Raw genomic sequence first — 26,205 nt, forward strand, 5'->3', positions numbered from 1 at the left:
CCCCGCAGATTGTGCGAAAGTCTTTGATAGTGCTGCTTTTTTAGCCACTGTCTGGCGAGCGGCTGGAGACTAGGCGGCGGGCCAAGGCTCCCCAGCTTATCCACAGAGGCATCCCCGCCAATCGGGGATAAGTGCCTTGGCTCAATCTTCCGGTCGCAGTTTGAGTTCGACCATCAGGTCATCGGCCAGTGCCTCCAGACGAACCTGCAAGGCATCCAGCGTCAAGCCAAGTGGCACCGCCAGCAAGGCCTCGGCATGGAACAGCGGTTCGCTGCTCATCGGTGCCGGGACTACCTCCGTGGTAAAGCGCTCCAGATTGACCCCCAGCTCACTCAACAAGCGGGTGATGTCACGCACGATACCGGGGCGGTCATTGCCCACCAGATCCAGATGGATCGGTTTCCAGGTGCAGGAGGGCTCGATCCCGCTTTGCGCCACCACCACGCGAATACCCTGAGCGTCCAGCGCCTGCAGTGCCTGCACCAGCTCTTCATAGGCTTCGGCCGGCACCGCCACGCGCAGGATGCCGGCAAACTGCCCGGCCATTCGCGACATGCGGCTTTCCAGCCAGTTACCACCGTGCCCGGCTACACACTGGGCGAGCTTTTCCACCAGCCCGGGTTTATCCGGGGCAATTACTGTCAATACCAGATGATCCACGCTTGACTCCTTGCTATGTGCCTTGGCCGGGCTTCAAAGTCCCAGCCAGTAAGTGAAGTAGACATCGTCACGAACATAACCCAGTCGCTCGTACAACGCTTGCCCGGCATGATTGTCGCGGGCGGTTTCCAGCTGCAAACCACAGGCACCACTGGCCCGGGCATGGTCTCGCGCGGCGTTCATCAGTGCTTCGCCAACCCCTTGCCGCCGGGCTGCCGGCAGCACATACAGGTCGCTGAGCAACCAGGACGAGCGCAACGCCAGTGAGGCGTACAGCGGATACAACTGCACAAAACCCTGCGCCACGCCCTGGCTGTCACGGGCCAGCAGCACTCGGGAGTCGCCGCGCAGCAAGCGCTCCTGCAGAAAGGCACGAATCTCTTCAAGCGCGCGCGGCACCCGGTAAAATTCCAGATAACCGGCAAACAGTCCGCTCAATTCTTCAAGATCAGCGGGCGTAGCTGGCAGCACAGGCATGGCGGTACCTCGGACAGGATCAACGCAGTATAGCCAGTCGCACCTGAGCGCCGGAGCAACAGGCGTGCCTGATTTTTTCCGGCGCTTCATGTAGTATTCCCCGCCTCGCACTACATGGCCCGGCGGCCAGGTGCTTTGAGCCGTTCCCAGCCCAAAGGCATTCCGTAAAAAAGTTGAGGCAAACTATGACTGATCGCATAAAAGTAGGGGGCCTGCAGGTCGCCAAAGTTCTCTACGACTTCGTCAACAACGAAGCCATCCCGGGTACCGGCGTAACTGCAGAGCAGTTCTGGAGCGGTGCCGATGCGGTGATTCATGACCTCGCGCCGAAAAACCGCGCCTTGCTGGCCAAGCGTGATGCCATCCAGGCGCAGATCGACGGCTGGCACCAGGCCCGCGCCGGTCAGGCCCATGATGCCGTCGCCTACAAGGCCTTCCTGCAGGAAATCGGCTACCTGCTGCCGGAACCGGCTGACTTCAAAATCACCACCGAAAACGTCGATGATGAAATTGCCCGTATGGCCGGCCCGCAGCTGGTGGTGCCGGTGATGAATGCGCGTTTCGCCCTCAACGCCTCCAACGCCCGCTGGGGCTCGCTGTACGATGCCCTGTACGGCACCGACGTGATCAGCGAAGAAGGCGGCGCCGAGAAAGGCAAAGGCTACAACAAGGTCCGCGGTGACAAGGTCATCGCCTACGCGCGGGCCTTCCTCGACCAGGCCGCACCGCTGGCTGCCGGCTCCCACGTCGACGCTACCGGCTACCGCATCGATGCCGGCAAGCTGCTGGTCAACCTCAAAGGCGGCAGCAACAGCGGCCTGCAGGACGCTGCCCAGCTGGTCGGCTTCCAGGGTGACGCTGCCGCGCCAACCGCTGTATTGCTCAAGCACAACGGCCTGCACTTCGAAATCCAGATCGATGCCAGCACCCCGGTCGGCCAGACCGATGCCGCCGGCGTGAAAGATGTACTGATGGAAGCCGCTCTGACCACCATCATGGACTGCGAAGACTCGGTCGCCGCCGTCGATGCCGATGACAAGGTCGTCATCTACAAGAACTGGCTGGGCCTGATGAAGGGCGATCTGGCCGAAGAAGTAGCCAAGGGCGGCAGCACCTTCACCCGCACCATGAATCCGGACCGCGAATACACTGCAGTGGACGGCAGCAGCCTGACCCTGCACGGCCGCAGCCTGCTGTTTGTGCGCAACGTCGGGCACCTGATGACCATCGACGCGATCATCGACAAGGACGGCTTTGAAGTGCCGGAAGGCATCATGGACGGCCTGGTCACCAGCCTGATCGCCCTGCATGACCTCAAGGGCAACAGCAGCCGCAAGAACAGCCGTACCGGCTCGATGTACATCGTCAAGCCGAAAATGCACGGCCCGGAAGAGGCGGCGTTCACCAACGAGCTGTTCGGCCGCGTGGAAGACGTGCTGGGCATGCCGCGCAACACCCTCAAAGTCGGCATCATGGACGAAGAGCGGCGCACCACCATCAACCTGAAAGCCTGTATTCAGGCCGCCAGCGAGCGCGTGGTGTTCATCAACACCGGCTTCCTCGACCGCACCGGTGACGAGCTGCACACCTCCATGGAAGCCGGCGCCATGGTGCGCAAAGGCGCCATGAAAACCGAGAAGTGGATCGGTGCCTACGAAAACTCCAACGTCGATATCGGCCTGGCCTGCGGCCTGCAAGGTCGGGCACAGATCGGTAAAGGCATGTGGGCCATGCCCGACCTGATGGCCGCCATGGTTGAGCAGAAAGTTGCCCACCCGCTGGCCGGCGCCAATACTGCCTGGGTCCCCTCACCCACGGCTGCCTCTCTGCACGCCCTGCACTACCACCAGGTTGACGTGTTTGCCCGTCAGGCCGAGCTGGCCAAGCGTGCACGCGCATCGGTCGATGACATTCTGACCATTCCTCTGGCGCCCGCTACCAACTGGACTGCCGAAGAAGTGCAGAACGAGCTGGACAACAATGCCCAGGGCATCCTCGGCTATGTGGTGCGCTGGATCGATCAGGGCGTCGGCTGTTCGAAAGTGCCGGATATCAACGACATCGGCCTGATGGAAGACCGCGCCACCCTGCGTATCTCCAGCCAGCACATCGCCAACTGGTTGCGCCATGGCGTAGTCAGCCTTGAGCAAGTGATGGCCAGCCTCAAGCGCATGGCGCCGGTGGTTGACCGGCAGAACGCCAGCGACCCGCTGTACCGTCCGCTGGCCCCCGACTTCGACAGCAATATCGCCTTCCAGGCCGCTGTCGAGCTGGTTGTCGAGGGTACCAAGCAGCCCAACGGTTACACCGAGCCGGTGTTGCACCGTCGGCGTCGCGAGTTCAAGGCCGCCAACGGTCTGTAACGGGATGTCAGAAAAAAGCCGCCGCCAGGCGGCTTTTTTCTGTCCGCTACGATAGCATTGACCAATGGCTTTATTGGGATACCGATAGATTCTGCCAATACAACCCATGGCAGCAATCAATTTCGATAGCAGACCTGCATCGCCTAATATAGCCAGCGTCAACTAACCAACCACGAGGATTTACCGATGTCGTTGATCAACACTCAAGTACAGCCGTTCAAAGCCAATGCCTTCCATAACGGCAAGTTCATCGAAGTCACCGAGCAATCCCTGCAGGGCAAGTGGTCCGTGCTGATCTTCATGCCGGCCGCCTTCACCTTCAACTGCCCGACCGAGATCGAGGACGCGGCCAACAACTACGCCGAATTCCAGAAAGCCGGTGCCGAGGTCTACATCGTCACTACCGACACCCACTTCTCGCACAAGGTCTGGCATGAAACCTCGCCGGCGGTCGGCAAGGCCCAGTTCCCGCTGATCGGCGATCCGACCCACGTACTGACCAACGCGTTTGGCGTGCACATCCCCGAAGAAGGCCTGGCCCTGCGCGGCACCTTCGTGATCAACCCGGATGGCGTGATCAAGACTGTGGAAATCCACTCCAACGAAATCGCCCGCGACGTGTCGGAAACCCTGCGCAAGCTGAAAGCTGCCCAGTACACCGCAGCCCACCCGGGTGAAGTGTGCCCGGCCAAGTGGAAGGAAGGCGAGAAGACCCTGGCGCCGTCACTGGACCTGGTCGGAAAAATCTAAAGATGGTTACGGAGCTGCTGCGCTAGGCACTCCGCTCCACTTTCCGCCTGCCGGAGCCTTACCTGGCTCTTAAAGGCGCCCGAACGCCCGGGCGCGATCCGCCCGGGCGTTTGTTTGTCCGCAATTCATCAATACAAGGAACCGTCGTCATGTTGGACGCTACGCTTAAAACCCAGTTGCAGGCCTACCTCGAGAAGGTCATCCAGCCGTTCGAAATCGTTGCGTCGCTGGATGACGGTGATAAATCCGCAGAAATGCTGGCGCTGCTGAATGACATCGTCAGCCTGACCGACAAGATCACGCTGCGTATCGATGGCAATGATGCGCGCAAACCGTCGTTCGCCCTCAATCGTCCGGACGCCAACATCAGCCTGCGCTTTGCCGGCATCCCCATGGGCCACGAGTTCACCTCGCTGGTACTGGCGCTGCTGCAGGTCGGCGGCCACCCGTCCAAGCTGGATGCCGAGGTGATCGAGCAGGTCAAGGGTATTCAGGGCGAATTCCGTTTCGAAACCTATTTTTCGCTGTCCTGCCAGAACTGCCCGGACGTGGTGCAGGCCCTGAACCTGATGGCTGTGCTCAACCCGAATATCCAGCATGTCGCCATCGATGGTGCACTGTTCCAGGACGAGGTCGAGTCACGCCAGGTCATGTCGGTGCCGAGCATCTACCTCAACGGCGAAGTGTTTGGCCAGGGCCGCATGGGCGTGGAAGAAATTCTCGCCAAGATCGATACCGGTGCGGCTGCCCGCGACGCCGAGAAGATGAGCGCCAAAGACGCCTTTGACGTACTGGTGGTCGGCGGCGGCCCGGCTGGTGCAGCAGCGGCCATCTATGCCGCGCGCAAGGGTATCCCCACCGCGGTGGCTGCCGAGCGTTTCGGTGGTCAGGTGCTGGACACCATGGCCATCGAGAACTTCATCTCGGTGCAGGAAACCGAAGGGCCGAAGCTCGCGCGTGCCCTCGAAGAACATGTGCGCCAATACGAAGTCGACATCATGAACCTGCAACGCGCCAGCGCGCTGGTTCCGGCGAAAAACCCCGGCGAGCTGCACGAAGTGAAGTTCGACAGCGGTGGCAGTCTAAAGGCCAAGACGGTGATCCTCGCCACCGGCGCGCGCTGGCGTGAAATGGGCGTGCCCGGCGAACAGGAATACAAGGCCAAGGGCGTATGTTTCTGCCCGCACTGCGATGGCCCGCTGTTCAAGGGCAAGCGCGTGGCTGTGATTGGCGGCGGCAACTCGGGCGTCGAAGCGGCGATCGATCTGGCCGGCATCGTCAGCCATGTCACCCTGCTCGAGTTCGACAGCCAGCTGCGCGCTGACGCCGTGCTGCAACGCAAGTTGTTCAGCCTGCCAAATGTGGATGTGATCACCAGCGCCCTGACCAGCGAAGTCAAAGGCGATGGCCAGAAAGTCACCGGGCTGGTCTACAAGGACCGCAACTCGGAAGAGTTCAAGTCGGTGGCGCTGGAAGGCATCTTCGTGCAGATCGGCCTGCTGCCCAACAGTGACTGGCTCAAGGGCACCATCGAACTCAGCCCGCGCGGCGAGATTATCGTCGATGCGCGCGGTGAAACCTCGCTGCCCGGCATCTTCGCGGCCGGTGATGTGACCACCGTACCGTACAAGCAGATCGTCATCGCGGTCGGCGAAGGTGCCAAGGCCTCGCTCTCGGCCTTTGATCACCTGATCCGCTCTGCCTGAGTGCGCAAAGGCAGGGGTGCCCCGGCGGGCACCCCTGCCTCGCTGTGCGCCTGAACTGCATCCGCAGCCAGCCCTGCTGGCAGTCATCGCACCAGCCGCCTTGGCGGTACTGACGTTGTACTGATCGCCTCGCGCGGGTTCCCCCGCGAGCGGCTAAAGGCGCGCCTGTCCAGCGCGCCGCCTGTTGCTGGAAATCCTCATCTGTCCAAGGCTCGACTGCCGAGCGTTGAACTCTGTCTGCGTCAGCCATCAGATGGTCATCCAGATCCTCGTCGGCTGCGGTTACACTCGCAAAGATCTGCTTCTTGACCAGCAGATCGCCAGCCTCGAAGACACAACCTTGAGCAGTCGGGACGCCGGCCCAAAGCATTTTTCAGCCTTCTGCGGAGTAACCATACATGGAACATATCAATGTCACCCGGGACGGCCACATCCTGCTCATCAGCCTCAACCGCGCGGCCAAATACAATGCCCTGTCCCAGACCATGTACAACGAACTTGGTCAGGCTCTGGCGCAGCTGAACAGCGACCCGCAGCTGCGCGTCGCCGTGCTGTGTGCCGAGGGCAAGCATTTCACGGCCGGCGTCGAGCTGGATTACTGGGCGCCGGTGTTCGCCTCCGGTCAGGGCATGCCGGAAATTCCCGGCGGTATTGATCCGTTCGGCATGCAGGGCGAACGCCACAGCAAACCCATCGTCATGGCAGTGCAGGGCTACTGCTTCACCTGGGGGGTGGAGATCCTGCTGAATACCGAAATCCGCATCGCCGCCAGCGACACCCAGTTCCAGATGCTCGAAGTGCAGCGCGGGATCTACCCCTGCTGTGGCGCGACCTTCCGCCTGCCTCGCGAAATCGGCTGGGGCAATGCGCACAAGGTGCTGCTCACCGGCGAACGCTGGAGCGCCGAGGATGCCTTGCGCTGGGGCATGGTGCAGGAAGTAGTCGCGCCCGGCGCACAGCTCGAACGCGCCATGGACTACGCACGCCAGATTGCCGACTGCGCGCCGCTGGGCGTGCAGGGCGCACTGCGTTCGACGCGCACCGCTCAGGCGCAGCCGCACGCACAGGCAATGGCCGAGATGTTCCACTACCTGCAACCGGTGATGGCCAGCGAGGATGCCGCCGAAGGCGTACGCTCCTTTGTCGAGCGTCGCAAAGCGGTATTTACCGGCCGTTGAGCCAGCCGTCTGCTTCCACGAAAAAAGACCAATATATTGAGCGGGCATGTGCACAATCAGGCGCCATGCCGCACCAAGGCCATGCTAACCCTGCGGCTGGACACGCTGACCGCACAAGCTGCTGTAGCGCCTGCTTGCACCAAACCCTAACGGCATTGATGATAGTTTCCTGCCCTGCATGTACCCCTTCGAGGAGCCACCATGACCGACATGACGCTGTTTTACTCCGCCACCTCGCCCTTCGTGCGCAAGGTGATGCTGCTACTGCATGAAACCGCACAGCTGCAGGACGTGACCTTGCAGGAGGTCGCGCTCAGCCCGGTCAATGCCAATGCCGAAGTGAATGCCGCCAATCCGGCTGGCAAGATTCCCGCCTTGCGCCTGGCCGATGGCAGCCTGCTGTACGACAGCCGGGTGATCCTCGACTATCTGGATCAACGCCATGGCGGCCCTTCGCTGGTGCCGGCCGGCCAGCAGCGCTGGACCTGCCTGACCCTCGCCGCACTGGCCGATGCCGCACTGGATGCCGCCGTACTGATCCGTTATGAAACCTTCCTGCGTCCGCAGGACAAGCGCTGGGATGACTGGTTACAGGGCCAGCAGGAAAAACTCGAGCGGGCGCTGGCGCGCTTTGAACAGGCGGTCGGCAGCGAACTGGCCAACGGTTTCGATCTGGCCGCGATCAGCGTGGCCTGTGCCTTGGGCTATGTCGATCTGCGCCAGCCCGGGATGGGTTGGCGCCAGCGCTACCCGCAGCTCGCCGCCTGGTATGCCGATGTCAGCCAGCGACCTTCGATGCAGGCCACCCAACCGCCAATCTAGGCGCTGCAAGGCACGCCTGCCGACCTGATACACTGCGCGCCCACGCTCATCAGGTCGTTCTCCGTGCCCTCCTCTGCTTTCAGTTCCCTCGCGCTGTCTCCCGCCACCCAGGCCAACCTGCAAAGCCTCGGCTATCTACAGATGACGGCGGTCCAGGCCCAGAGCCTGCCGCTGATTCTCAAGGGCCTGGATCTGATCGCCCAGGCCAAGACCGGCAGCGGCAAGACCGCCGCCTTTGGTATCGGTGTGCTGGAAGCGCTGAATCCGCGGTTTTTCGGCTGTCAGGCGCTGATTCTCTGCCCGACCCGCGAACTTGCCGATCAGGTGGCCAAGGAAATTCGCCGGCTGGCGCGCAGCGCCGACAACATCAAGGTGCTGACCCTCTGCGGCGGCGTCTCCATCGGCCCGCAGATCGGCTCGCTGGAACATGGTGCGCACGTGATCGTCGGCACCCCCGGACGCATCCAGGAACATCTGCGCAAAGGCACACTGAAGCTCGACGGCCTGAACACGCTGGTCCTCGATGAAGCCGACCGCATGCTCGACATGGGCTTCTACGACAGCATCGCCGAGATCATCGGCCAGACCCCCGCGCGGCGCCAGACCCTGCTGTTTTCCGCCACCTACCCGGCGGGCATCAAGCAACTGAGTGCCGCCTTCATGCGTGACCCGCAGCGGGTGGTGGCGGAGGCTCTGCATGACGACACACAGATCGAGCAGCGCTTCTACGAGATCAGCCCCGAACAGCGCATGGATGCCGTACTGCAGGTGCTGGCCGCCTACCGCCCGGAATCCTGCGTGGCATTCTGCTTCACCAAGCAGCAATGCCAGGAGCTGGTCGAACACCTCACAGCCCACGGCATCTCCGCCAGCGCGCTGAACGGTGATCTGGAACAGCGCGACCGCGATCAGGTGCTGGCGATGTTCGCCAATCGCAGCCTGTCGGTGCTGGTGGCCACCGATGTGGCGGCACGCGGGCTGGATATCGATGCGCTGGACATGGTGATCAACGTCGAACTGGCGCGCGACTCGGAAATTCACATCCACCGTGTCGGCCGCACCGGGCGCGCCGGCGCCAAGGGCATCGCCATCAGTCTGGTCGCTCCGGCCGAGGCGCACCGCGCCCAGGCCATCGAAACCCTGCAGAAAAGCCCGCTGAACTGGCACCCGCTGAACAGCCTCAAACCGCGTGACGGCACACCGCTGCAGCCGGCGATGGCCACCCTGTGCATCTCCGGCGGGCGCAAGGACAAAGTGCGTCCGGGCGATATTCTCGGTGCGCTCACGGGTGATGCCGGGATTCCCGGCACCCAGGTCGGCAAGATTGCTATCTTTGATTATCAGGCGTATGTCGCCGTCGAGCGCAGCGTGGCGCGGGCAGCGCTACAGCGCCTGAATGCCGGCAAGATCAAGGGCCGCAGCCTGAAAGTCCGCCTGCTTTAAATACTGCCTGGAAGGAACTGCCGGATCAGCGCCGCGGCACCGCATACAGCGGACGAATGTCCTGCCACAGGCTGTTGATGAACTTCACCACATCCTCGCGGGCCGGCACGCTTTCCGGCAGCACGTCCAGCAGCGGCCAGACATGCGGCATGCCTTCGGCGACCATGATTTCCACATCGACGCCTTCTTCACGGGCCTTCTGTGCCGCCAGCAGGGAATCATCCAGCAGCACTTCGGTGCTGCCGACGTAGAAACGCATCGGCGGCAGACCGGTGAAATCCGCCTCCAGCGGATGCATGCACTCATGGCTGGGGGTCTTGCCCTCGGGCATGTAGCTTTCCTTGAAATACATCAGCGCACGCTCCGAAAGCATGGCTTCAAGCTGCCGGTTGGTCTGGTGCGAACCGCTATTGGCTTCCTCGAAGCGCAAGGCCGGGGACAGCATGAGCATGCCGGCTGGCAGCGGTAACCCGGCGCTACGCGCACCGAGCACGGTGGTCATGGTCAGGTTGCCGCCCGCGGAGTCGCCGGCGATGATGATTTTCGCCGGGTCGTAATCATGCTCCAGCAACCAGCGATAGGCGGCCAGGCAGTCTTCCACACCCGCCGGAAAAGGATGCTCGGGGGCCAGCCGATAGGACGGCATGATCACGGTGGAATGGGTTTTCAGCGCCAGCATGCCGCAAAACGAGTAATGCGGCTTGATCGCCGGCAAGACAAAGCCGCCACCATGCAGATACAGAATGACAAAGTCGGCGCTGGATTTTTCGCTGTACAGCCACTTGACGGGAATGCCGTCCAGGCGGCCGTTACACACGCGCACTTCACGCGGCATTCTGGCCAGTCCCTCACTGAGGGTCACCGCCTTGCGCCGCAGTGCCGCGATATCGGTCCCGGGGCGCATCAGTAGCGGCTTGACCACGTGCTTCAGGAAGCGGGTTACGGCGTGCGACGTCAGACTGCGGGCAAACATGCTTGATCCTTGCATCCAAACTCGTGAGCCTTGGCCGGGCGCTGCCGCAAAAAACGATCAACTCAAGCCTAACACTCTGAATTTATTGTGAAATTTAAATCTCTGGCAATCTTCTACAGGAGTCCCGGAAAACACCCCGACTGGTACGCCAAAACAATAAGAACACAGGATGCGGCTTGTCCTGCAAGCTGGATGTGACAATATGAGTGTCGATTATACGGCGTCATAATTAGAAATAGCCTTCTAAACATTGCAGATATGCTGCCGTTCAGCGCACAAGGCTTTCCCCGCGCAGCGATGGTCAGGAGCTTTAGTCATGGCACAACTTTCCGGTCTGGATAATTTCACGCTCTATGATGAACAGGGCAACGTGTACAACCACGTTGCGGCGCTGGGCATTTATGATCCTTCGACATCACCCAGCGGCATGACCCGCTTCAAGGACATCCTGCACCACTTCAAAAGCCGCATGGGCGAGTTCCCGATTTTCCGGCGCAAACTGGTAACCGTGCCCTACGGAATAGACCGTCCGTACTGGGTCGAGTCGGGTGAAATAGACGTCGAATTCCACATCCGTCACATTGCCCTGCCGCATCCGGGCGACTGGCGCCAGTTGATGATCCAGACCGCACGCCTGCACTCACGCCCGCTGGATCGCACCCGGCCACTCTGGGAAATCTATGTCATCGAGGGGCTGGACAAGATCCCCGGCCTGCATCCGGGTTGTTTTGCCCTGTTTCTCAAATTCCACCATGCAGCAATTGATGGCCAGCGCGGCATCGCCCTGCTGGAGGCCGTGCATGCCATAACCGCCGATGAAACCCATAGCATGCCGGCGTATTACACGATGCCCGAGTCGGGCCGTGCACCCAATACGCTGGAAATGCTGGCCAACGTGGCAAAAAACACCGTAAGCCGCTCCCTCGGCCTGTCCAATCTCTACGTTTCGACGGCCAGCAAAGTCGGCGCACTGATCTGGGAGCGCCTGCCCAAACCGTTCTTTCCGGTAGACGAGTCGGTACGCAAACTGCCGGTCAGAGCTGCGGCACCGACCCGCTTCAACCATCCGGTCTCGGCCAACCGGGTAATTGATGCCGTGCATTTCTCCCTGAGTGACATCAAGATTATCCGCCAGGGCATTCCCGGCTGCACGATCGACGATGTCTTTCTTGCCGTGTGCGGCGGTGCCCTGCGGCGCTACCTGAACAGCAAGGGCGAGCTGCCGGACGAGTCACTGCGGGCACTGGTGCCCAAAGCCGTCAATGAAAAGATCATCACCAAGCGCAAACTGCACAGCACTTATGAGATCGGTGGCACACCGGTCGCGCTGCGCACCGATATACAGGACCCGGTAGAGCGTCTGCATGCCGTTCGTGCGGAAATCCACAATGCCAAGCACACCGCCGAAGGCCTTGGTCTGAATCTGTTCCAGGATCTGCTGGATAACCTGCCGGAAGCAGCCGGACGGGCATTGCTGCGTCATGCACTACTGCCGCTGATCAATGTCTCTGCCTCCAACGTGCGCGGCCCGGAGCTTCCGATGTATGTCGCCGGCGCCCGGCTGGTGCATTTCTATCCGGTGGGCATTGCCACCGACTTTGTCGGCCTGAACCTGAGCGGCTTCAGCTACAACGGTGTGCTGTGGATCAGTGCCGTAGCCTGTCGCAACATGATGCCGGACCCCGGCTTCTTCGCCGAATGCCTGAACCACAGCTTCAATGATCTGCTGGAAGCGGCAAAATTCATCACCGCCGTGCGCACCGCCGGTTCGACATCGAATGTCTACGCCCTCGGCGCCGTGACGGGCAAAAGCAATCCGAAAAGAAAACCTTTGCCAATTGCCAAAGCGCAGGCGGCGAACCCCGCTGGAAAAACTGCCAAAGCAGCCAAAGCTGCACCTAAAGCAACCCGAACCAGACCACACATCAGCACGGACACCCTGCAATGAGCCACAAGGACAACCGGCAACTGCCTGTATACGTCGAGCGCTTGAAAGTTGCCGGCGGATTCTGGAGAAGACTGTTTCTGCAAATCCTGTTTCGCCTGGCCGCCAAAGGCAATCTTCGTCTGGGGATGAATATCCAGAAAATGCGCCGCCAGCAGGAAGCGCTGGATGTACGCATGACCCCGGCAGACTTCAGTACCCGGCGGCGCGCAGCAGAAACCGACGAATTCCAGGCCGAATGGGTAGAAGCCCCGGACCTGCAACCGCAACGGGTGATTCTGTACCTGCACGGCGGTGCCTTCATGTTCCGCTTCCCGCGTACCCATGCACGCCTGGCCGGGGACTGGTGCAAGGCCTTGAATGCCCGGGCGCTGATGGTCGACTACCGTCTGGCACCGGAACACCGCTGGCCTGCCGGGATTGATGACTGTCATGCCGCCTATCGCTGGCTGCTGGCCAGTGGCATTCAGGCTGAAAATATCGTGCTGGCGGGCGACTCTGCCGGCGGTAATCTGTCATTGGCCCTGCTGCACCGGATCAAGGCTGCCGGCGAGCCAATGCCGGCTTGTGCCGTACTGCTCTCGCCGTTTGTCGACTTCACCCTGAGCAGCCCCAGCCTGTGCCTCAATGAACTGCGTGACCCGATCTTCACCGCCCGCGGCATAGTTGCGGTACGCAGCTACTATGCTGAGCCGGAACAGTTTCTCGAACCCGGCCTGTCGCCGCTATTTGGTGACTACCGGAATTTTCCGCCGCTGCTGTTTCAGGCCAGCGACACCGAGATGCTGCGCGACGAAAGCCTGCGTGCCGCCGCCCGCGCCCATGCCGCCGGTGTCAACGTGCGCGTAGAGCTCTGGCAAGGCCAGCTGCCCCACGTGTTCCAGGCTTTTCACAAGCTGCCGCAGACAAAGGCTGCAGTGGCCCGGATTCTTGCCTTTATCGGCCAGCACACCCACTGGGACAACCAGCCGTGAGCGGGCTGGCCGGACCGACTTCAGCTTCCCTGCCTGCCGATAACGAATGCCCAGGTTGAAGCGCCGCCACCTGCTTGCACTGGGTCTGGTCACCTTGCTGGTGCTGGTGTTTATCGCCGGGCCGAAGGTGACGGTGGAGCTGCAGCCCTTCACCCGTCCGCTGCCGGAGAATCTGCAGGCTTATCTGGCAGACAGCGAAGCGGCATATCCCGACATCACGCCGGGTGCCGAGAAAACCATCATCTGGGCGCACCCCGAGCACCAGCAAACCGCTCTGGCGATTGTCTACCTGCACGGATTTTCCGCCACCCGCCAGGAAACCGCGCCACTCTGCGACGACCTGGCTGCCAGCCTCGGTGCCAACCTGTTCTATACGCGACTGACCGGCCATGGCCGCAGTGGCTCAGCAATGGGCGAAGCGAATGCTGGCGACTGGCTGCGCGATGCCCAGGAAGCACTGGCCATAGGCCAGCGCCTGGGGCGGCGGGTACTGGTCATCGGTACCTCCACCGGCGGCACTCTGGCCGCGTGGCTGGCCGCCACACAAACCGATGCACCGGTGCTGGCCTATGTGCTGATCTCGCCCAATTTCGGCCCCAGGGATCCCGCCGCACAGGTACTGACCTGGCCCTGGGCCAGCGAGTTTGCACCGCTGCTGCTTGGGCCAGAACGACAATGGACACCACTCAACAGCGAGCAGGCTCGCTACTGGAGCCACCGCTACCCGAGCAGAGCCTTGCTGCCCATGATGGCGCTGGTGGATACCGTCAACCAGCTTCCACTTGAGCAGGTTCAGGCACCGCTACTGATGATTCACGCCGAGGATGACCAGGTGGTAAGTAGCGCCGCAGCAACCCGGGCCTTCGCCCGCTTCGGTTCGCCAATCAAGCAGCGCGTGGTGTGGCAACAGAGCCAGGACCCCAGCCATCATGTGCTGGCCGGTCGCATCCTGGCGCCGCGGGATACCGCAAGGGTGGCGCAGTCGATCGAGCGGTTTGTCCAGCCCCTGCTCGGGGCAAGCCCCGCGGCCCGCTGAGGCGCTACAGCCCGCGGTCAGACTGCCTGCAGACGCTCGGCAAACATCCGCGCAAACGTGTACGCATCGCCAGCCCAGCGCGCCGAGATGTAATTGCCGTCACAGACCACCCAGGCCGGGCGACTATCCTCGAGTGTGTCGCGATACAGCGCAGTGGCCTTGCGGAAGTAGTCAGGCACGTCCGGAGTCACGCTGAGCAGGTCGGTAGGTCGCGCCAGCGCACGTGTCACCTCAGCTTCAACGCCACGATAGCCTTCCGGCTCTCCCGGCAGTTCAACATAGGTGCGGTAGTAATTCGGCTCCCACACGCGCCCGAGAAAGCGCGTCAGGTTCCACGCATCACGCTCCATGCTCCAGGGCAGGGCCGTGGTCTTGCGCCCGTAGAGTACCGAGCGGCCATCTGCGCGCTTGCTGCGCGCGGCGAGCAGTACGCCATGGGCAATGGCGGCTACCGGACGATCGGCGGCAAAGAAATCCGCAATGAAATCCAGCAATACAGGATCTTCCAGATAGCCCTGCATAGCTTTGGCCCGATGCCCGCCGGAAAGCATCAGCCCACTGAAAGCACTGGCGCGCAGTCGCGAAAACTTGTGCGGGTTGAGGTACGCCCGGTCTTCGAGTAACTGCTGATAGCCCTTGCGCACACTGGCATCTGCGCGCAACAGCAATCCCAGCAACTTGAAATGGCGCAGCAATGGCAGCCCGCCCCACAAGTCGAGCCCCTCACCATTGAGCATCAGCCTATCCGCTGCCGAAGGCTGGCCGTCCAGCGTGGCAAACTCGACCCTGATCCCGGCGGCACGCAATACCTGCCAACAAACCACGACATGGGTCGGATCGAAATCACTGGACGGCAAGGGAATCAGGACGGTTTTGGCAGGCATTGCAACGCTCGAATACTCAACTGGGGTGGACAGTGCTGGCAGGCTGGCACTTGACCACAGGATGCAATTCTATCGCGCGGCCAGAGTGTCCGTGCAGCTTTTGCAGCAGGGGCAGATAGAAGTCTGTGCAACTCTGTGATTCCTGCTAACTTTCTTCCACCGCCGATTACCCGGAGCAGCCATACGCCATGAGCACTGAAATCAACATACTGTCGCAGTCTGTCCAGCTGCCCAACGGCTCGACACTACCCAACCGCATGGCCAAAGCCGCAATGACCGAAGGCCTGGCTGATGCACGCGGCTACCCGTCGGCTGCGCTGGAGAAACTCTACGCAGCCTGGGGCAAAGGCGGTTGCGGATTATTGATCACCGGCAATGTTCTGGTGGATCGTCATCACCTTGAGCGGCCAGGCAACGTGGTCATCGACCGTACACCCGATGCCGACATGCACGCGGCCCTGCAGCGCTGGGCCACGGCGGCGAAAGCCGGCGGCGCGAAGCTGTGGATGCAGATCAGTCATGCCGGCCGGCAAACTTCGGCGATCGTCAATCCGCATCCCAAGGCACCCTCCGCCATCGCGCTGGCCCTGCCAGGAAAGCAGTTCGGCACACCGGTAGCGATGAGCGAAGGCGATATCCAGGAAACCATCCAGCGCTTTGCCCAGGCCGCCGCCGCCGCACAGGCCGCAGGTTTTGACGGCGTACAGATTCATGCTGCCCATGGCTATCTGCTCTCGGCATTTCTCAGCCCCAGGGCCAACCAGCGCACGGATCGCTGGGGTGGTTCGCTGGAGAATCGGGCGCGCATGCTGCTTGAGGTACTCAAGGCCGTTCGCCAGCGTACCGGCGCGGCTTTCACTATCGCGGTAAAACTCAACTCGGCGGACTTCCAGAAAGGCGGTTTCAATTTTTCTGACAGCACGCAAGTGGCGCAATGGCTGACCGAGGGCGGCATTGATCTGATCGAGATATCCGGCGGCAATTACGAGCAGCCACGCATGATGGACATGGAAGGCTTGGAGAAAGCCGACACCTCTGCGCTACCGGCCTCGACGGCGGCACGCGAAGCCTATTTCGTCGACTTCGCCATCGAGATGCAGCGCAAGGTGAGCGTGCCACTGATGGTCACCGGTGGCTTCCGTAGCGCAACGGCCATGGTCAGCGCGGTAAAAGAAGCCGGTGTCGCCGTCATTGGCCTGGGTCGCCCGTTATGCGTGGAAACGCAATGTGTCAATCAATTGCTCAGTGGCGAACGACAGACTCTCGATCGCTGGGAACGACAGCTGCAACTGGGGCCCGGCTGGCTGGGACCACACTCACCATCCGGCCTGATCAAGATGCTCAACGGCTTTGGAGCCACCTACTGGTACTACCAGCAATTCCGCCATTTTGGCCGTGGCGAACCGGCAGACCTGCAACTCGGCGTGTTCACTGCGCTGCTGCGCGAACTCAAGGATCAGAAGCGCTGGATGGCCGCCGCACGCTTTCCCGAGTAATCCGGCCGGGGCGAACCCCGGGCAGGCTGACCGGCAAGCAGATTCAGCCCTTTTGCTTGCCGGTACGGTGCTGGTTTGCAGCTTTTTCAGACGCCATTACTTCCAGAGTCAGATTGATCGCGCTGGCCTGATAACCGATGAAGCGGTCAAACTCTGCGTCTGACATCTCGCGTAAAACATCGTGCTGCCGGACCAGATTGACGAAGCGTCGCTCCCGCTCGTACTGCTTGGGCAGTGCCGTGATACCCCAATAATCCAGACGTTTTTCCAGCGCCGGGTTGTACGTACGCAAAAAGTTGAGAATAAACGGGATCGGGTCATGTCGGGCAATCAGGGCCGCCACCCGCAAGATCATGTCAAACGGCAAGGTGGCGCGCCCCTGCTCTACCTCTTCGAGCAGTTCCGTATCGCTCAGGCCCAGGGCAGTAGCCAGTTCCTGCAGGTTCAGCCCGGCGACCTCGCGCGCATCGCGAAGGAAATTTCCGGCATCCGCCATCGCCGAAAGGCGCTCCGGCGAAATGGCCTTGGCGTAGAGGTCCTTGAGCCAGTTATCACTGGACATCATGGGAATCGCCGAACCGACTCGGGCAACATCCATCAGGCCGCCGGCAACCATGTCGGTATAGCCCTTGAGCTGGCCAAACAAGGCTCCGGCAGCCTTCTCCAGCGACAGCCCTCCAGAGCCGGGGGCTTTCGCGGCACGCTCGCTAGTCGCTGTCGCCGGGGGCTTCTTGCGCGGACGCACCGGCTTGGCTGCAGCCTTGCTCTTGGCCGCGATGGATTTCTCAGCCGCTGTGCGGGTCGTTTTGCCTTTTGCAGTAGCCATGACCATCTCCGTTGAGGACACTCGCCTGAGTGTAGCGCTTGCCGGGCCGAGATACAGCTCAACAGAAAAATCGTCACATTCGTTGTTGCGGAATGAGGCTTGTGACCTGTGCGCAGGCCAGCTACTGCCGGAAGTTCAATGGAACGATCAAGCAGAAATATCCGGTGCAGCAGGCCAGCTGCGGATCAGGGGCAGTGATCAACCCGGCTGGCTGGCATTGCGCAAGGATATCTGGTCATTGAGCGTCCAGAAGTCGTATAGCACCCCGATGAAAAACAGGCCGCCGGTAAAAAAATACACAATACCGGTCAGCCATTTGCCCTGATACATCCGGTGCACGCCGAAAAAGCCGAGAAAGGTCAGCAGCAGCCAGGCGACGTTGTAGTCAATGGCGCCGGAGTGGAAGCGCATGTCGGCATCCCGATCCATACCCGGGATCAGGAACAGATCAATCAGCCAGCCAATGCCGAGCAGGCCCAGGGTAAAAAACCAGATGGTGCCGGTAACGGGTTTGCCGTAGTAGAAGCGGTGAGCACCAAGGAAGCCGAAGATCCAGAGCAGATAGCCGATAACCTTGCTGTGATTGTCCTGCTGCATGGGTATTTCTCTCTGGTTGCTTGATCAAAAACGCCGGCCGGGCTCTTCGTCACTGGTTTGCAGGCTCAGGCCCTGACTCAGGTTGCCCAGATGCTCGGCATCCGACTCCGAGCCCAGCTTGATCAGCAAGCGCAGGTCGTTGGCCGAGTCGGCATGCAGCAGTGCATCTTCGTAGGTAATCTCGCCCTGCGAATAGAGCTGATACAACGACTGGTCGAAGGTCTGCATGCCCAGCTCGTTGGAGCGTTTCATCAGGGACTTGAGCTCATGCACCTCGCCCTTGCGAATCAGGTCTGCTGCCAATGGCGTATTAAGCAACACCTCGATAACCGCGCGACGCCCTTTACCGTCGGGTGTTGGCACCAGCTGCTGGGCGACAATCGCTTTCAGATTGAGGGACAGATCCATCCACACCTGGGACTGCCGGTCCGCCGGGAAAAAGTTGATGATGCGGTCCAGCGCCTGGTTGGCGTTGTTGGCGTGCAGCGTGCCCAGACACAGGTGCCCGGTTTCGGCGAACACTACTGCATGGTCCATGGTTTCACGGGTACGAATCTCGCCAATCAGGATCACATCCGGCGCCTGACGCAGGGTGTTTTTCAGCGCCACCTCGAAGGACTCGGTATCGATACCAACCTCCCGCTGGGTGACGATGCAGTTCTTGTGCTGGTGGATGTACTCGATGGGGTCTTCAATCGAAATGATATGACCGGTGCTTTTCTCGTTGCGATAACCGATCATCGACGCCAGCGAAGTGGACTTGCCGGTGCCGGTGGCGCCGACAAACAGCACCAGTCCGCGCTTGGTCATCGCCAGTTCCTTGAGAATCTCCGGAAGCTTGAGCTGCTCGATGGTCGGGATATTGGTCTCGATACGGCGCAGCACCATGCCCGCCAGATTGCGCTGATAGAAGGCACTGACGCGAAAGCGCCCTACCCCGCGTGCACTGATGGCAAAGTTGCATTCGTGATTTTCGGCAAAATCACGCCGCTGTTGCTCATTCATGACCGAATAGACCACATCCCGCGCCTGATCCGGTGACAGCGGCGTCTTGCTTACCGGCAGAATCGTGCCGTTGACCTTCATCGATGGTGCGATACCTGCAGTAATGAACAGGTCTGATGCACCGCGCTCCACCATCAAACGCAAGAGTTTTTCAAATTCCATAAAAATCTACCTTTGCAGTGGTCAACGCCGCGAAAACAGTCACGCTCTCCGCCGTTTAGAAGTTTTCCTGAATCTTGGCTTTTTCACGGGCGCTGTCGCGACTGATCAGACCTTTGGCCAGCAGACCTTTGAGGCACATATCAAGCGTCTGCATTCCCAGCGAACCGCCGGTCTGGATCGCCGAATACATCTGCGCCACCTTGTCCTCACGGATCAGGTTACGAATCGCCGGCGTACCGATCATGATTTCGTGGGCAGCAACCCGACCACCGCCAACCTTTTTCAGCAGGGTCTGCGAAATAACCGCCTGCAGGGATTCCGAGAGCATGGAGCGCACCATGGATTTCTCTTCGGCAGGAAACACGTCGACGATACGGTCGATGGTCTTGGCCGCCGAGGTGGTGTGCAGGGTGCCGAATACCAGGTGACCGGTCTCCGCGGCAGTCAGGGCCAGACGGATGGTTTCCAGATCGCGCATTTCACCGACCAGAATGATGTCCGGGTCTTCCCGCAGTGCCGAGCGCAGGGCCTCGGAGAAGCCCAGGGTGTCGCGATGCACTTCACGCTGGTTGACCAGGCACTTCTTCGACTCGTGGACGAATTCGATCGGGTCCTCGATGGTCAGGATATGGTGATACTTGTTGTTGTTCAGGTAATCGAGCATCGCCGCCAGGGTGGTCGACTTGCCCGAACCGGTCGGGCCGGTCACCAGCACCAGACCGCGCGGCACATCGGTAACCTTCTTGAATACCTCGCCCATCCCCAGATCTTCCATGGTCAGCACCTTGGAAGGAATGGTCCGGAACACGGCCCCGGCACCACGGTTCTGGTTGAACGCGTTGACCCGGAAGCGGGCAACCCCGGGAACCTCGAAGGAGAAGTCGGTCTCGAGGAATTCTTCAAAATCCTTGCGCTGCTTGTCATTCATGATGTCGTAGATCAGTGCATGCACCTGCTTGTGCTCAAGCGGGGGCAGATTGATCCGGCGCACATCGCCATCCACCCTGATCATCGGTGGCAGTCCTGCAGAGAGGTGCAGGTCTGAAGCTCCTTGCTTGGCGCTGAAGGCAAGCAACTCGGTAATATCCATGGGACTCCTCAATTCCTGACAAGCGGTTAGAATGCCCACAACGCAAGGCAGCCGGGCTCGGTTAATGTCCACGATAGCAGAGAATATTGCAAAGGTTCGCGCACGGATTCGTGGCGCAGCGCAAGCATCCGGGCGCGATTTGGCGGAGATCGGCCTGCTGGCTGTAAGCAAGACCCAGCCGGCCTCGGCCATTCGCGCAGCGGCATCCTGTGGCCTGCGGGATTTTGGTGAGAACTATCTGCAGGAAGCTGTGGAAAAACAGGCCGAACTGAGCGACCTGGCGCTGACCTGGCACTTCATCGGCCCGATCCAGTCGAACAAGACCCGCGCCCTTGCCGAACATTTTGCCTGGGTACACTCGGTTGACCGCTTGAAAATCGCCGAAAGGCTCTCGGCACAGCGCCCGCCTGGCTTGCCGCCGCTGAATATCTGCCTGCAGGTGAATATCAGCGGCGAAGACAGCAAGTCCGGCTGCAATCCGGAAGAGTTACCCGCACTGGCCCAGGCCATCTGCAAATTGCCCAACCTGCGCCTACGTGGTCTGATGGCGATCCCCGCAGCAACCCCTGATACGGCCTTGCAACATGCTGCGTTTGCCCGCTTGCGAGTGCTTCGCGATAGCCTGCAACTGCCACTGGACAGTCTGTCGATGGGCATGAGTGATGATCTCGAAGCCGCTGTCGCCGAAGGCGCCAGCTGGATACGCATCGGCAGCGCCATCTTTGGTGCGCGCAACTACAGCGCACCTTCCACCCAAGGAACCCTCCCATGAGCAATTTCCGAATCGCCTTTATCGGCGCCGGCAACATGGCCGCCAGCCTGATTGGCGGCCTGCGCGCACAGGGCATGCCGGCTGCGCAAATCTGCGCCAGCGAACCCGGCGCCGAGCAGCGTTCGCGGATGGCCCGCGAGTACGGCATCAGCATGCATGCCGACAATGCCCAGGCCGTGCAAGGTGCCGATCTGGTCCTGCTGGCAGTCAAGCCGCAAGTGATGAAAAGCGTGTGTCTGGAGCTGGCTGCGCATCTGCAGGCCAGCCAGCTGGTGGTCTCGATTGCGGCCGGCATCAGCTGTGCGAGCCTGAATGACTGGCTGGGGCCAGTGCCCCTGGTGCGCTGCATGCCCAATACGCCGGCACTGGTTGGCAAGGGTGTCAGCGGCCTGTATGCCACCGCGCAGGTAACCGCCAGCCAGCGCCAGCAGGCGGAAAGTCTGCTGAGCGCCGTAGGCATGGCCCTGTGGCTGGAAGACGAAGCACAACTTGATGCCGTAACCGCCGTATCCGGCAGTGGCCCGGCCTACTTCTTCCTGCTCATGGAGGCCATGACGGCCGCCGGGATAAAGCTCGGTCTGCCTGCAGAGACGGCCGCACAACTGAGCATCCAGACGGCACTCGGCGCTGCGCACATGGCCGCCGGCAGCGAAGTGGATGCCGGCGAATTGCGCCGCCGCGTGACTTCCCCCAACGGTACCACCGAAGCCGCCATCAAAACCTTCCAGGCCGGCGGTTTTGCAACACTGGTTGAACACGCCCTGAACGCAGCCGCCGCGCGCTCGGTCGAACTTGCACACGAACTGGGTAAATAAGGAACCACCATGACCGGACTCAACACTGCTGCCATTTATGTACTGCAAACCCTGGGCAGCCTGTATCTGCTGATCGTGCTGCTGCGCTTTATCCTGCAGCTGGTACGCGCGGACTTTTACAACCAGATCAGCCAGTTCATCGTGAACGCCACGCAACCGTTGCTGAAGCCGCTGCGCAAGGTGATACCCAGTATCGCCGGGCTGGATAGCGCATCACTGATCCTGGCCATCCTGATTCAGCTGCTGGTAATGGCGCTGACGCTGATGCTGATGGGCTACGGTGTTGGCGGCTTCCTGCTGGAGCTGCTGGTATGGGCCATCATTGGCGTCACTTCGCTGTTCCTCAAGGTGTTCTACTTCGCCCTGATCGCCAGCGTGATTCTTTCCTGGATCGCCCAGGGCAGCTACAACCCGGCCGTGCTGCTGGTCAACCAGATTTGTGACCCGCTGCTGGCACCTTTCCGCAGAATCCTGCCGAACCTGGGCGGTCTGGACCTGTCGCCGATTTTCGCCTTTATCGCGCTGAATCTGGTCGACATGCTGGTAGTCGGCAATCTGGCGGCCATGAGCGGACTGCCAGCGCAGCTCAGCCCCTTCCTTTAATGAGCTATTTCCACTGGGATGGCGGCGATCTGATTCTGGACTGCCACCTCCAGCCCAAGGCGAGCAAGGATGAGTTTGCCGGCCTGCATGGCCAGCGGCTGAAAATCCGCCTGACGGCGCCACCAGTGGAAGGCAAGGCCAATGCCCACTTGCTGGCCTTCCTGGGCAAGGCTTTCGGGGTGGCAAAGAGCCAGGTACAGCTAATCAGTGGCGAACTGAACCGGCAGAAACGCGTACGCATCCTGTCTCCGCAAAAGCTGCCGGAGCTCCCGGGCCTGGAGTTTCAGGCACCCTAGGCGCGCTTTTTCACCACTGGGCCGACATGGATTGACGCCACCATTCAGCGCCGCATAATGGTGCCTTTGGCGACAACAGCAGGGGCAACGGGATGAGCATGGAGCTACTGAGCCAGCAGGTAGACAGCTACGTTGCCTGGAAGCGCGAACTGGTACGTGAAATCACCAGATATCGCAGCTGGCTGGAGCGCAATCGCCTCAACGCCCCGGCGCTCGATGCCCGGCTTGAGCGCTCCCTGCAATTGCTGCGCACCGACCACATCACCCTGGCCTTTGTTGGCGAATTTTCCCGCGGCAAAAGCGAGCTGATCAACAGCCTGTTCTTTTCCGCCTATGGCCAGCGCATGCTGCCATCTACGGCGGGGCGCACCACCATGTGCCCGACCGAGCTGTTTTATGACCCGGCTTCCGAGCGCTCGTATATCCGTCTGCTGCCGATCGAAACGCGCGCGGCACAAGCCAGCGTGTCGCAATTCAAGCGTGTACCGCGCCACTGGGTAAACATCCCGCTGGCACTGGACGATAGCGAAAGTATGGCCAAGGCCTTTGCACAGGTGGCCCGCAGCAAACCAATGCCGGTGGAGAAAGCCATTGCCCTGGGCTTCCATCCCGACCTGCTGGAAGGTGCCGGGAAGCCCGGCATCGTCCTGGTTCCAGCCTGGCGGCATGCGCTGATCAACATGGATCACCCGTTGCTGCGCCAGGGCCTGCGCATTCTCGACACCCCCGGCCTGAATGCCCTGGGCAGCGAGCCTGAACTGACCCTGTCCATGTTACCCAGCGCCCAGGCCATCATTTACCTGCTGGCGGCAGATACGGGCGTTACCGCCAGCGACATGGCGATCTGGCAACAGCATATCCGCCAGCTCGACGACGACACCCAGCACAACCTGTTCGCCGTACTGAACAAGATCGACGTGCTCTGGGACGATCTGGCCGGTGAAACCTTCGTGCAGAATGCCATTGGCCGGATCCAGCAAACCACCGCGCGCCAGCTCGGCCTGTCGGTTGCCGACGTACTGCCACTGTCCGCCAAGCAAGGCATGCTGGCCAAGGTCCGCAAGGACAATCTGCTACTGGCACGCAGCCAGCTGGGCAGCCTCGAGCAGTTGCTGTGCGAGCGAATCGTCACCCAGAAAGAGCAGATGATCGAAACCCGCGTGGTCAGCCAGATTCTCAGCATGTTGCACAACAGCCAGCAAGTGCTCAGCCAGCGCCTGCTCAAGGTTCGCGAGCAGCAGACACAACTGGCCGGGCACCAGCAGGATAACGGCCAGATGCTGCATGAACTGACCGCCAAGACCAAGGAAGACCATGCCCTGCATCACAAGCGCCTGCTTGGCCTGAAGGGCAACCAGCGCCTCCTGCACCGTCAAGGCGATCTGTTGCAGGCCGCGACCCGGGCGCAACGCCTTGAACAGCACATTGAAAAAGTCCGCACCAATCTGAAAGGCAGCTGGACCGGCCTTGGCATCAACCGTGCCATTCAACACTTCTTCAAGTCGGTTGCCGCTGATCTGGAAAGCCTTGAGCACGAGGCCGAGACCGCCAACAAGATGGTCGAAGCCATCTACACCAGACACAATCAGGAAAATCCGCTCAACGGCATGGATGCGCCGCTGTTCAACGTCAAGCGTTACCAGCGCGAACTACGCCAACTGCAGGAGCAATCGGATCAGTTCCGCCTGCAGCTGAAAACGCTCCTGACCGACCCGTCCATCCTCAGCAAACGCTTTTACGACACCCTGATGCAGGAAGTGATCGCCTTGCACGAGCGCATCCGCAATGATGCCGAACAATGGGCCAACGATGCGCTGATGCCACTGATGCAGCACACCATGGAACACAAGCAGCTGCTGGAAACCCACATGCTGCGTCTGCGCGTCCTCGCCCAGGAAACCCAGCAAACGCAAAAGCGCTCTGTGCAAATGGAGCGCTACGGCAATGAGCTGGAAGTACAGCTGACCGAGGCCAGTGACATCCTGCGCATCATGCGCAGACCGCCGCCCATCCAGCGCCAGGCGAAAGTGGTCAATCTGCCGGTCGGCCTGCGCCAGCGCGATGCCGGCGAGTCCGCCTGAACACTGCCGCCGCCGCAATATCCTGCAGCAACACACCGCCCCGCGCGCTTGCCCGGCGCGGCAGTGCTAATTAGACTGCTGCACTTCCCAAAATGAGAGCAGGGTCGATGCCCACCGCGTTCCCCGAAGACTCCGTCGGTCTGGTCACTCCACAGCAAATGCACTTCAGCGAGCCGCTGGAGCTGGCCTGTGGTCGCAGCCTGGCTGACTACACACTGGTCTACGAAACCTATGGCGAGCTCAATGCTGCCCGCAGCAATGCCGTGCTGGTCTGTCACGCGTTGTCCGGACACCACCATGCCGCCGGTTACCACAGCACGGAAGACCGCAAGCCCGGCTGGTGGGACAGCTGCATCGGCCCGGGCAAGGCCGTGGATACGCGCAAATTTTTCGTCGTCAGCCTGAACAACCTTGGCGGCTGCAACGGTTCAACCGGACCGGCCAGCCACAACCCGCAAACCGGCCAGCCGTTTGGCGCCGACTTCCCGGTAGTCACAGTCGAGGACTGGGTGCACAGCCAGGCACGCCTGGCCGACGTGCTGGGTATCCAGCAGTGGGCCGCAGTCATCGGTGGCAGCCTCGGAGGCATGCAGGCCATGCAGTGGGCCATCAGCTATCCGCAGCGCATCCGGCACTGCCTGGCGATTGCCTCGGCACCGGCACTCTCGGCACAGAACATTGCCTTCAACGAAGTAGCTCGCCAGGCCATCCTGACCGACCCGCAGTTTCACGGCGGTCACTTCATGGCCCAGGGCGTGATTCCCAAGCGCGGGTTGGCGCTGGCCCGTATGGTCGGGCATATCACCTACCTGTCCGATGACTCCATGGGCGAAAAATTCGGTCACCGGCGCAAGAACGAGCAGCTGAATTTCGACGTGCACAGCGTCGAGTTTCAGGTCGAAAGCTATTTGCGCTATCAGGGCCAGGAGTTTTCCGAGCGCTTTGACGCCAATACCTATCTGCTGATGACCAAGGCGCTGGACTACTTCGATCCGGCCAGCAAACATGACGGCGATTTGACCCGCACGCTGGCTGACGTTGAAGCCGATTTCTGCCTGATCTCCTTTACCACGGACTGGCGTTTTTCACCGGCCCGCTCGCGTGAAATTGCCGACGCCCTGATTGCTGCACAAAAGAATGTCTGCTACTTGGAGATCGACGCACCGCAAGGTCACGATGCCTTTCTCATGCCGATTCCGCGCTACATTCAGGCCTTCAGCAGCTACATGAACCGTATAACCTTTTGAGACA

24 protein-coding genes are annotated in these 26,205 nt (G+C 61.0%); 16 read left to right on the forward strand and 8 right to left on the reverse strand.

The window, feature by feature from the left end:
* Positions 1–141: 141 nt before the first annotated feature.
* Both BLT89_RS14490 and BLT89_RS14495 read right to left on the reverse strand, forming a co-directional pair.
* Entirely contained in the window at positions 142–660 is a 519-nt protein-coding gene (locus BLT89_RS14490; RefSeq protein ID WP_090196881.1) for a glycine cleavage system protein R, read from the reverse strand.
* Between the two features lie 33 nt (positions 661–693).
* Positions 694–1,137 (reverse strand): GNAT family N-acetyltransferase, encoded by a 444-nt coding sequence (locus tag BLT89_RS14495; RefSeq protein WP_090196884.1) that lies wholly within the window; start codon positions 1,135–1,137, stop codon positions 694–696.
* A 185-nt stretch (positions 1,138–1,322) separates the two neighbouring features.
* Between BLT89_RS14495 and BLT89_RS14500 the strand changes: the two genes are divergently transcribed.
* From BLT89_RS14500 to dbpA, 6 genes are all read left to right on the forward strand, one after another.
* Positions 1,323–3,500 (forward strand): malate synthase G, encoded by a 2,178-nt coding sequence (locus tag BLT89_RS14500; RefSeq protein WP_090196886.1) that lies wholly within the window; start codon positions 1,323–1,325, stop codon positions 3,498–3,500.
* Positions 3,501–3,686: 186 nt separating this feature from the next.
* Positions 3,687–4,250 carry an alkyl hydroperoxide reductase subunit C gene (gene ahpC / locus BLT89_RS14505; RefSeq protein WP_090196889.1) on the forward strand — a complete coding sequence of 188 codons (564 nt, stop codon included), beginning with the start codon at positions 3,687–3,689 and terminating at the stop codon, positions 4,248–4,250.
* Between the two features lie 149 nt (positions 4,251–4,399).
* Positions 4,400–5,956 carry an alkyl hydroperoxide reductase subunit F gene (gene ahpF, locus BLT89_RS14510; RefSeq protein ID WP_090196892.1) on the forward strand — a complete coding sequence of 519 codons (1,557 nt, stop codon included), beginning with the start codon at positions 4,400–4,402 and terminating at the stop codon, positions 5,954–5,956.
* 398 nt (positions 5,957–6,354) lie between these two features.
* Positions 6,355–7,134, forward strand: coding sequence for a crotonase/enoyl-CoA hydratase family protein (locus tag BLT89_RS14515; RefSeq protein ID WP_090196895.1), 780 nt, complete (start codon positions 6,355–6,357; stop codon positions 7,132–7,134).
* A 210-nt stretch (positions 7,135–7,344) separates the two neighbouring features.
* Complete coding sequence (locus tag BLT89_RS14520) at positions 7,345–7,956, forward strand: glutathione S-transferase family protein (RefSeq protein WP_090199072.1); 612 nt, start codon at positions 7,345–7,347, stop codon at positions 7,954–7,956.
* A 63-nt stretch (positions 7,957–8,019) separates the two neighbouring features.
* On the forward strand, positions 8,020–9,399 hold the full coding sequence (gene dbpA / locus BLT89_RS14525; RefSeq protein ID WP_090196897.1) for an ATP-dependent RNA helicase DbpA: 1,380 nt from the start codon (positions 8,020–8,022) through the stop codon (positions 9,397–9,399).
* 25 nt (positions 9,400–9,424) lie between these two features.
* Here dbpA and BLT89_RS14530 read toward each other — a convergent pair whose 3' ends face one another.
* Positions 9,425–10,372, reverse strand: coding sequence for an alpha/beta hydrolase (locus BLT89_RS14530; RefSeq protein WP_157718886.1), 948 nt, complete (start codon positions 10,370–10,372; stop codon positions 9,425–9,427).
* A gap of 316 nt (positions 10,373–10,688) precedes the next feature.
* On the opposite strand from BLT89_RS14530, the gene BLT89_RS14535 reads away from it, so the two are divergent.
* The 3 genes from BLT89_RS14535 to BLT89_RS14545 are packed head-to-tail and all read left to right on the forward strand — an operon-like array spanning position 10,689 to position 14,327.
* Positions 10,689–12,320, forward strand: coding sequence for a wax ester/triacylglycerol synthase family O-acyltransferase (locus tag BLT89_RS14535; protein WP_090196903.1), 1,632 nt, complete (start codon positions 10,689–10,691; stop codon positions 12,318–12,320).
* A complete protein-coding gene (locus BLT89_RS14540) occupies positions 12,317–13,291 on the forward strand; it encodes an alpha/beta hydrolase (RefSeq protein ID WP_090196905.1) in 975 nt (324 codons plus the stop codon). Before BLT89_RS14535 ends, BLT89_RS14540 begins: the two co-directional genes overlap by 4 nt.
* A gap of 55 nt (positions 13,292–13,346) precedes the next feature.
* Complete coding sequence (locus tag BLT89_RS14545) at positions 13,347–14,327, forward strand: alpha/beta hydrolase (RefSeq protein ID WP_157718887.1); 981 nt, start codon at positions 13,347–13,349, stop codon at positions 14,325–14,327.
* A 17-nt stretch (positions 14,328–14,344) separates the two neighbouring features.
* On the opposite strand, the gene BLT89_RS14550 is transcribed toward BLT89_RS14545, so the two are convergent.
* Positions 14,345–15,211: a type 1 glutamine amidotransferase domain-containing protein gene (locus BLT89_RS14550; protein ID WP_090196912.1), complete on the reverse strand. Its 867-nt coding sequence runs from the start codon at positions 15,209–15,211 to the stop codon at positions 14,345–14,347.
* Positions 15,212–15,399: 188 nt separating this feature from the next.
* Here BLT89_RS14550 and BLT89_RS14555 point away from each other — a divergent pair, with 188 nt between their 5' ends.
* A complete protein-coding gene (locus tag BLT89_RS14555; protein WP_090196915.1) occupies positions 15,400–16,707 on the forward strand; it encodes an NADH:flavin oxidoreductase/NADH oxidase family protein in 1,308 nt (435 codons plus the stop codon).
* 43 nt (positions 16,708–16,750) lie between these two features.
* Here BLT89_RS14555 and BLT89_RS14560 read toward each other — a convergent pair whose 3' ends face one another.
* The 4 genes from BLT89_RS14560 to pilT all read right to left on the reverse strand — a co-directional run bounded on the left by BLT89_RS14560 (position 16,751) and on the right by pilT (position 20,387).
* The gene (locus tag BLT89_RS14560; protein WP_090196918.1) at positions 16,751–17,533 is read right to left on the reverse strand and encodes a helix-turn-helix domain-containing protein; all 783 of its coding nucleotides are present in this window, start codon (positions 17,531–17,533) and stop codon (positions 16,751–16,753) included.
* A gap of 198 nt (positions 17,534–17,731) precedes the next feature.
* A complete protein-coding gene (locus tag BLT89_RS14565) occupies positions 17,732–18,130 on the reverse strand; it encodes an NINE protein (protein ID WP_090196920.1) in 399 nt (132 codons plus the stop codon).
* Positions 18,131–18,154: 24 nt separating this feature from the next.
* Complete coding sequence (locus BLT89_RS14570) at positions 18,155–19,297, reverse strand: PilT/PilU family type 4a pilus ATPase (RefSeq protein WP_090196924.1); 1,143 nt, start codon at positions 19,295–19,297, stop codon at positions 18,155–18,157.
* A gap of 55 nt (positions 19,298–19,352) precedes the next feature.
* Positions 19,353–20,387, reverse strand: a complete 1,035-nt coding sequence (gene pilT / locus BLT89_RS14575; RefSeq protein WP_090196928.1) for a type IV pilus twitching motility protein PilT — start codon at positions 20,385–20,387, stop codon at positions 19,353–19,355.
* A gap of 64 nt (positions 20,388–20,451) precedes the next feature.
* Between pilT and BLT89_RS14580 the strand changes: the two genes are divergently transcribed.
* The 6 genes from BLT89_RS14580 to metX all read left to right on the forward strand — a co-directional run bounded on the left by BLT89_RS14580 (position 20,452) and on the right by metX (position 26,201).
* Positions 20,452–21,159, forward strand: a complete 708-nt coding sequence (locus tag BLT89_RS14580; protein WP_090196931.1) for a YggS family pyridoxal phosphate-dependent enzyme — start codon at positions 20,452–20,454, stop codon at positions 21,157–21,159.
* Positions 21,156–21,974, forward strand: coding sequence for a pyrroline-5-carboxylate reductase (gene proC, locus BLT89_RS14585; RefSeq protein ID WP_090196934.1), 819 nt, complete (start codon positions 21,156–21,158; stop codon positions 21,972–21,974). Before BLT89_RS14580 ends, proC begins: the two co-directional genes overlap by 4 nt.
* Positions 21,975–21,983: 9 nt before the next feature.
* Positions 21,984–22,577: a YggT family protein gene (locus tag BLT89_RS14590; RefSeq protein WP_090196936.1), complete on the forward strand. Its 594-nt coding sequence runs from the start codon at positions 21,984–21,986 to the stop codon at positions 22,575–22,577.
* Positions 22,577–22,873: a DUF167 domain-containing protein gene (locus BLT89_RS14595; RefSeq protein ID WP_090196939.1), complete on the forward strand. Its 297-nt coding sequence runs from the start codon at positions 22,577–22,579 to the stop codon at positions 22,871–22,873. The genes BLT89_RS14590 and BLT89_RS14595 overlap by 1 nt, the downstream gene beginning before the upstream one ends.
* Positions 22,874–22,965: 92 nt before the next feature.
* Positions 22,966–24,954 carry a dynamin-like GTPase family protein gene (locus tag BLT89_RS14600; protein ID WP_090196942.1) on the forward strand — a complete coding sequence of 663 codons (1,989 nt, stop codon included), beginning with the start codon at positions 22,966–22,968 and terminating at the stop codon, positions 24,952–24,954.
* A gap of 107 nt (positions 24,955–25,061) precedes the next feature.
* Positions 25,062–26,201 carry a homoserine O-succinyltransferase MetX gene (gene metX, locus BLT89_RS14605; protein WP_090196945.1) on the forward strand — a complete coding sequence of 380 codons (1,140 nt, stop codon included), beginning with the start codon at positions 25,062–25,064 and terminating at the stop codon, positions 26,199–26,201.
* The last annotated feature ends 4 nt before the right edge of the window (positions 26,202–26,205 follow it).

It is taken from the genome of Pseudomonas pohangensis, from assembly GCF_900105995.1.
GTDB lineage: Bacteria > Pseudomonadota > Gammaproteobacteria > Pseudomonadales > Pseudomonadaceae > Aquipseudomonas > Aquipseudomonas pohangensis.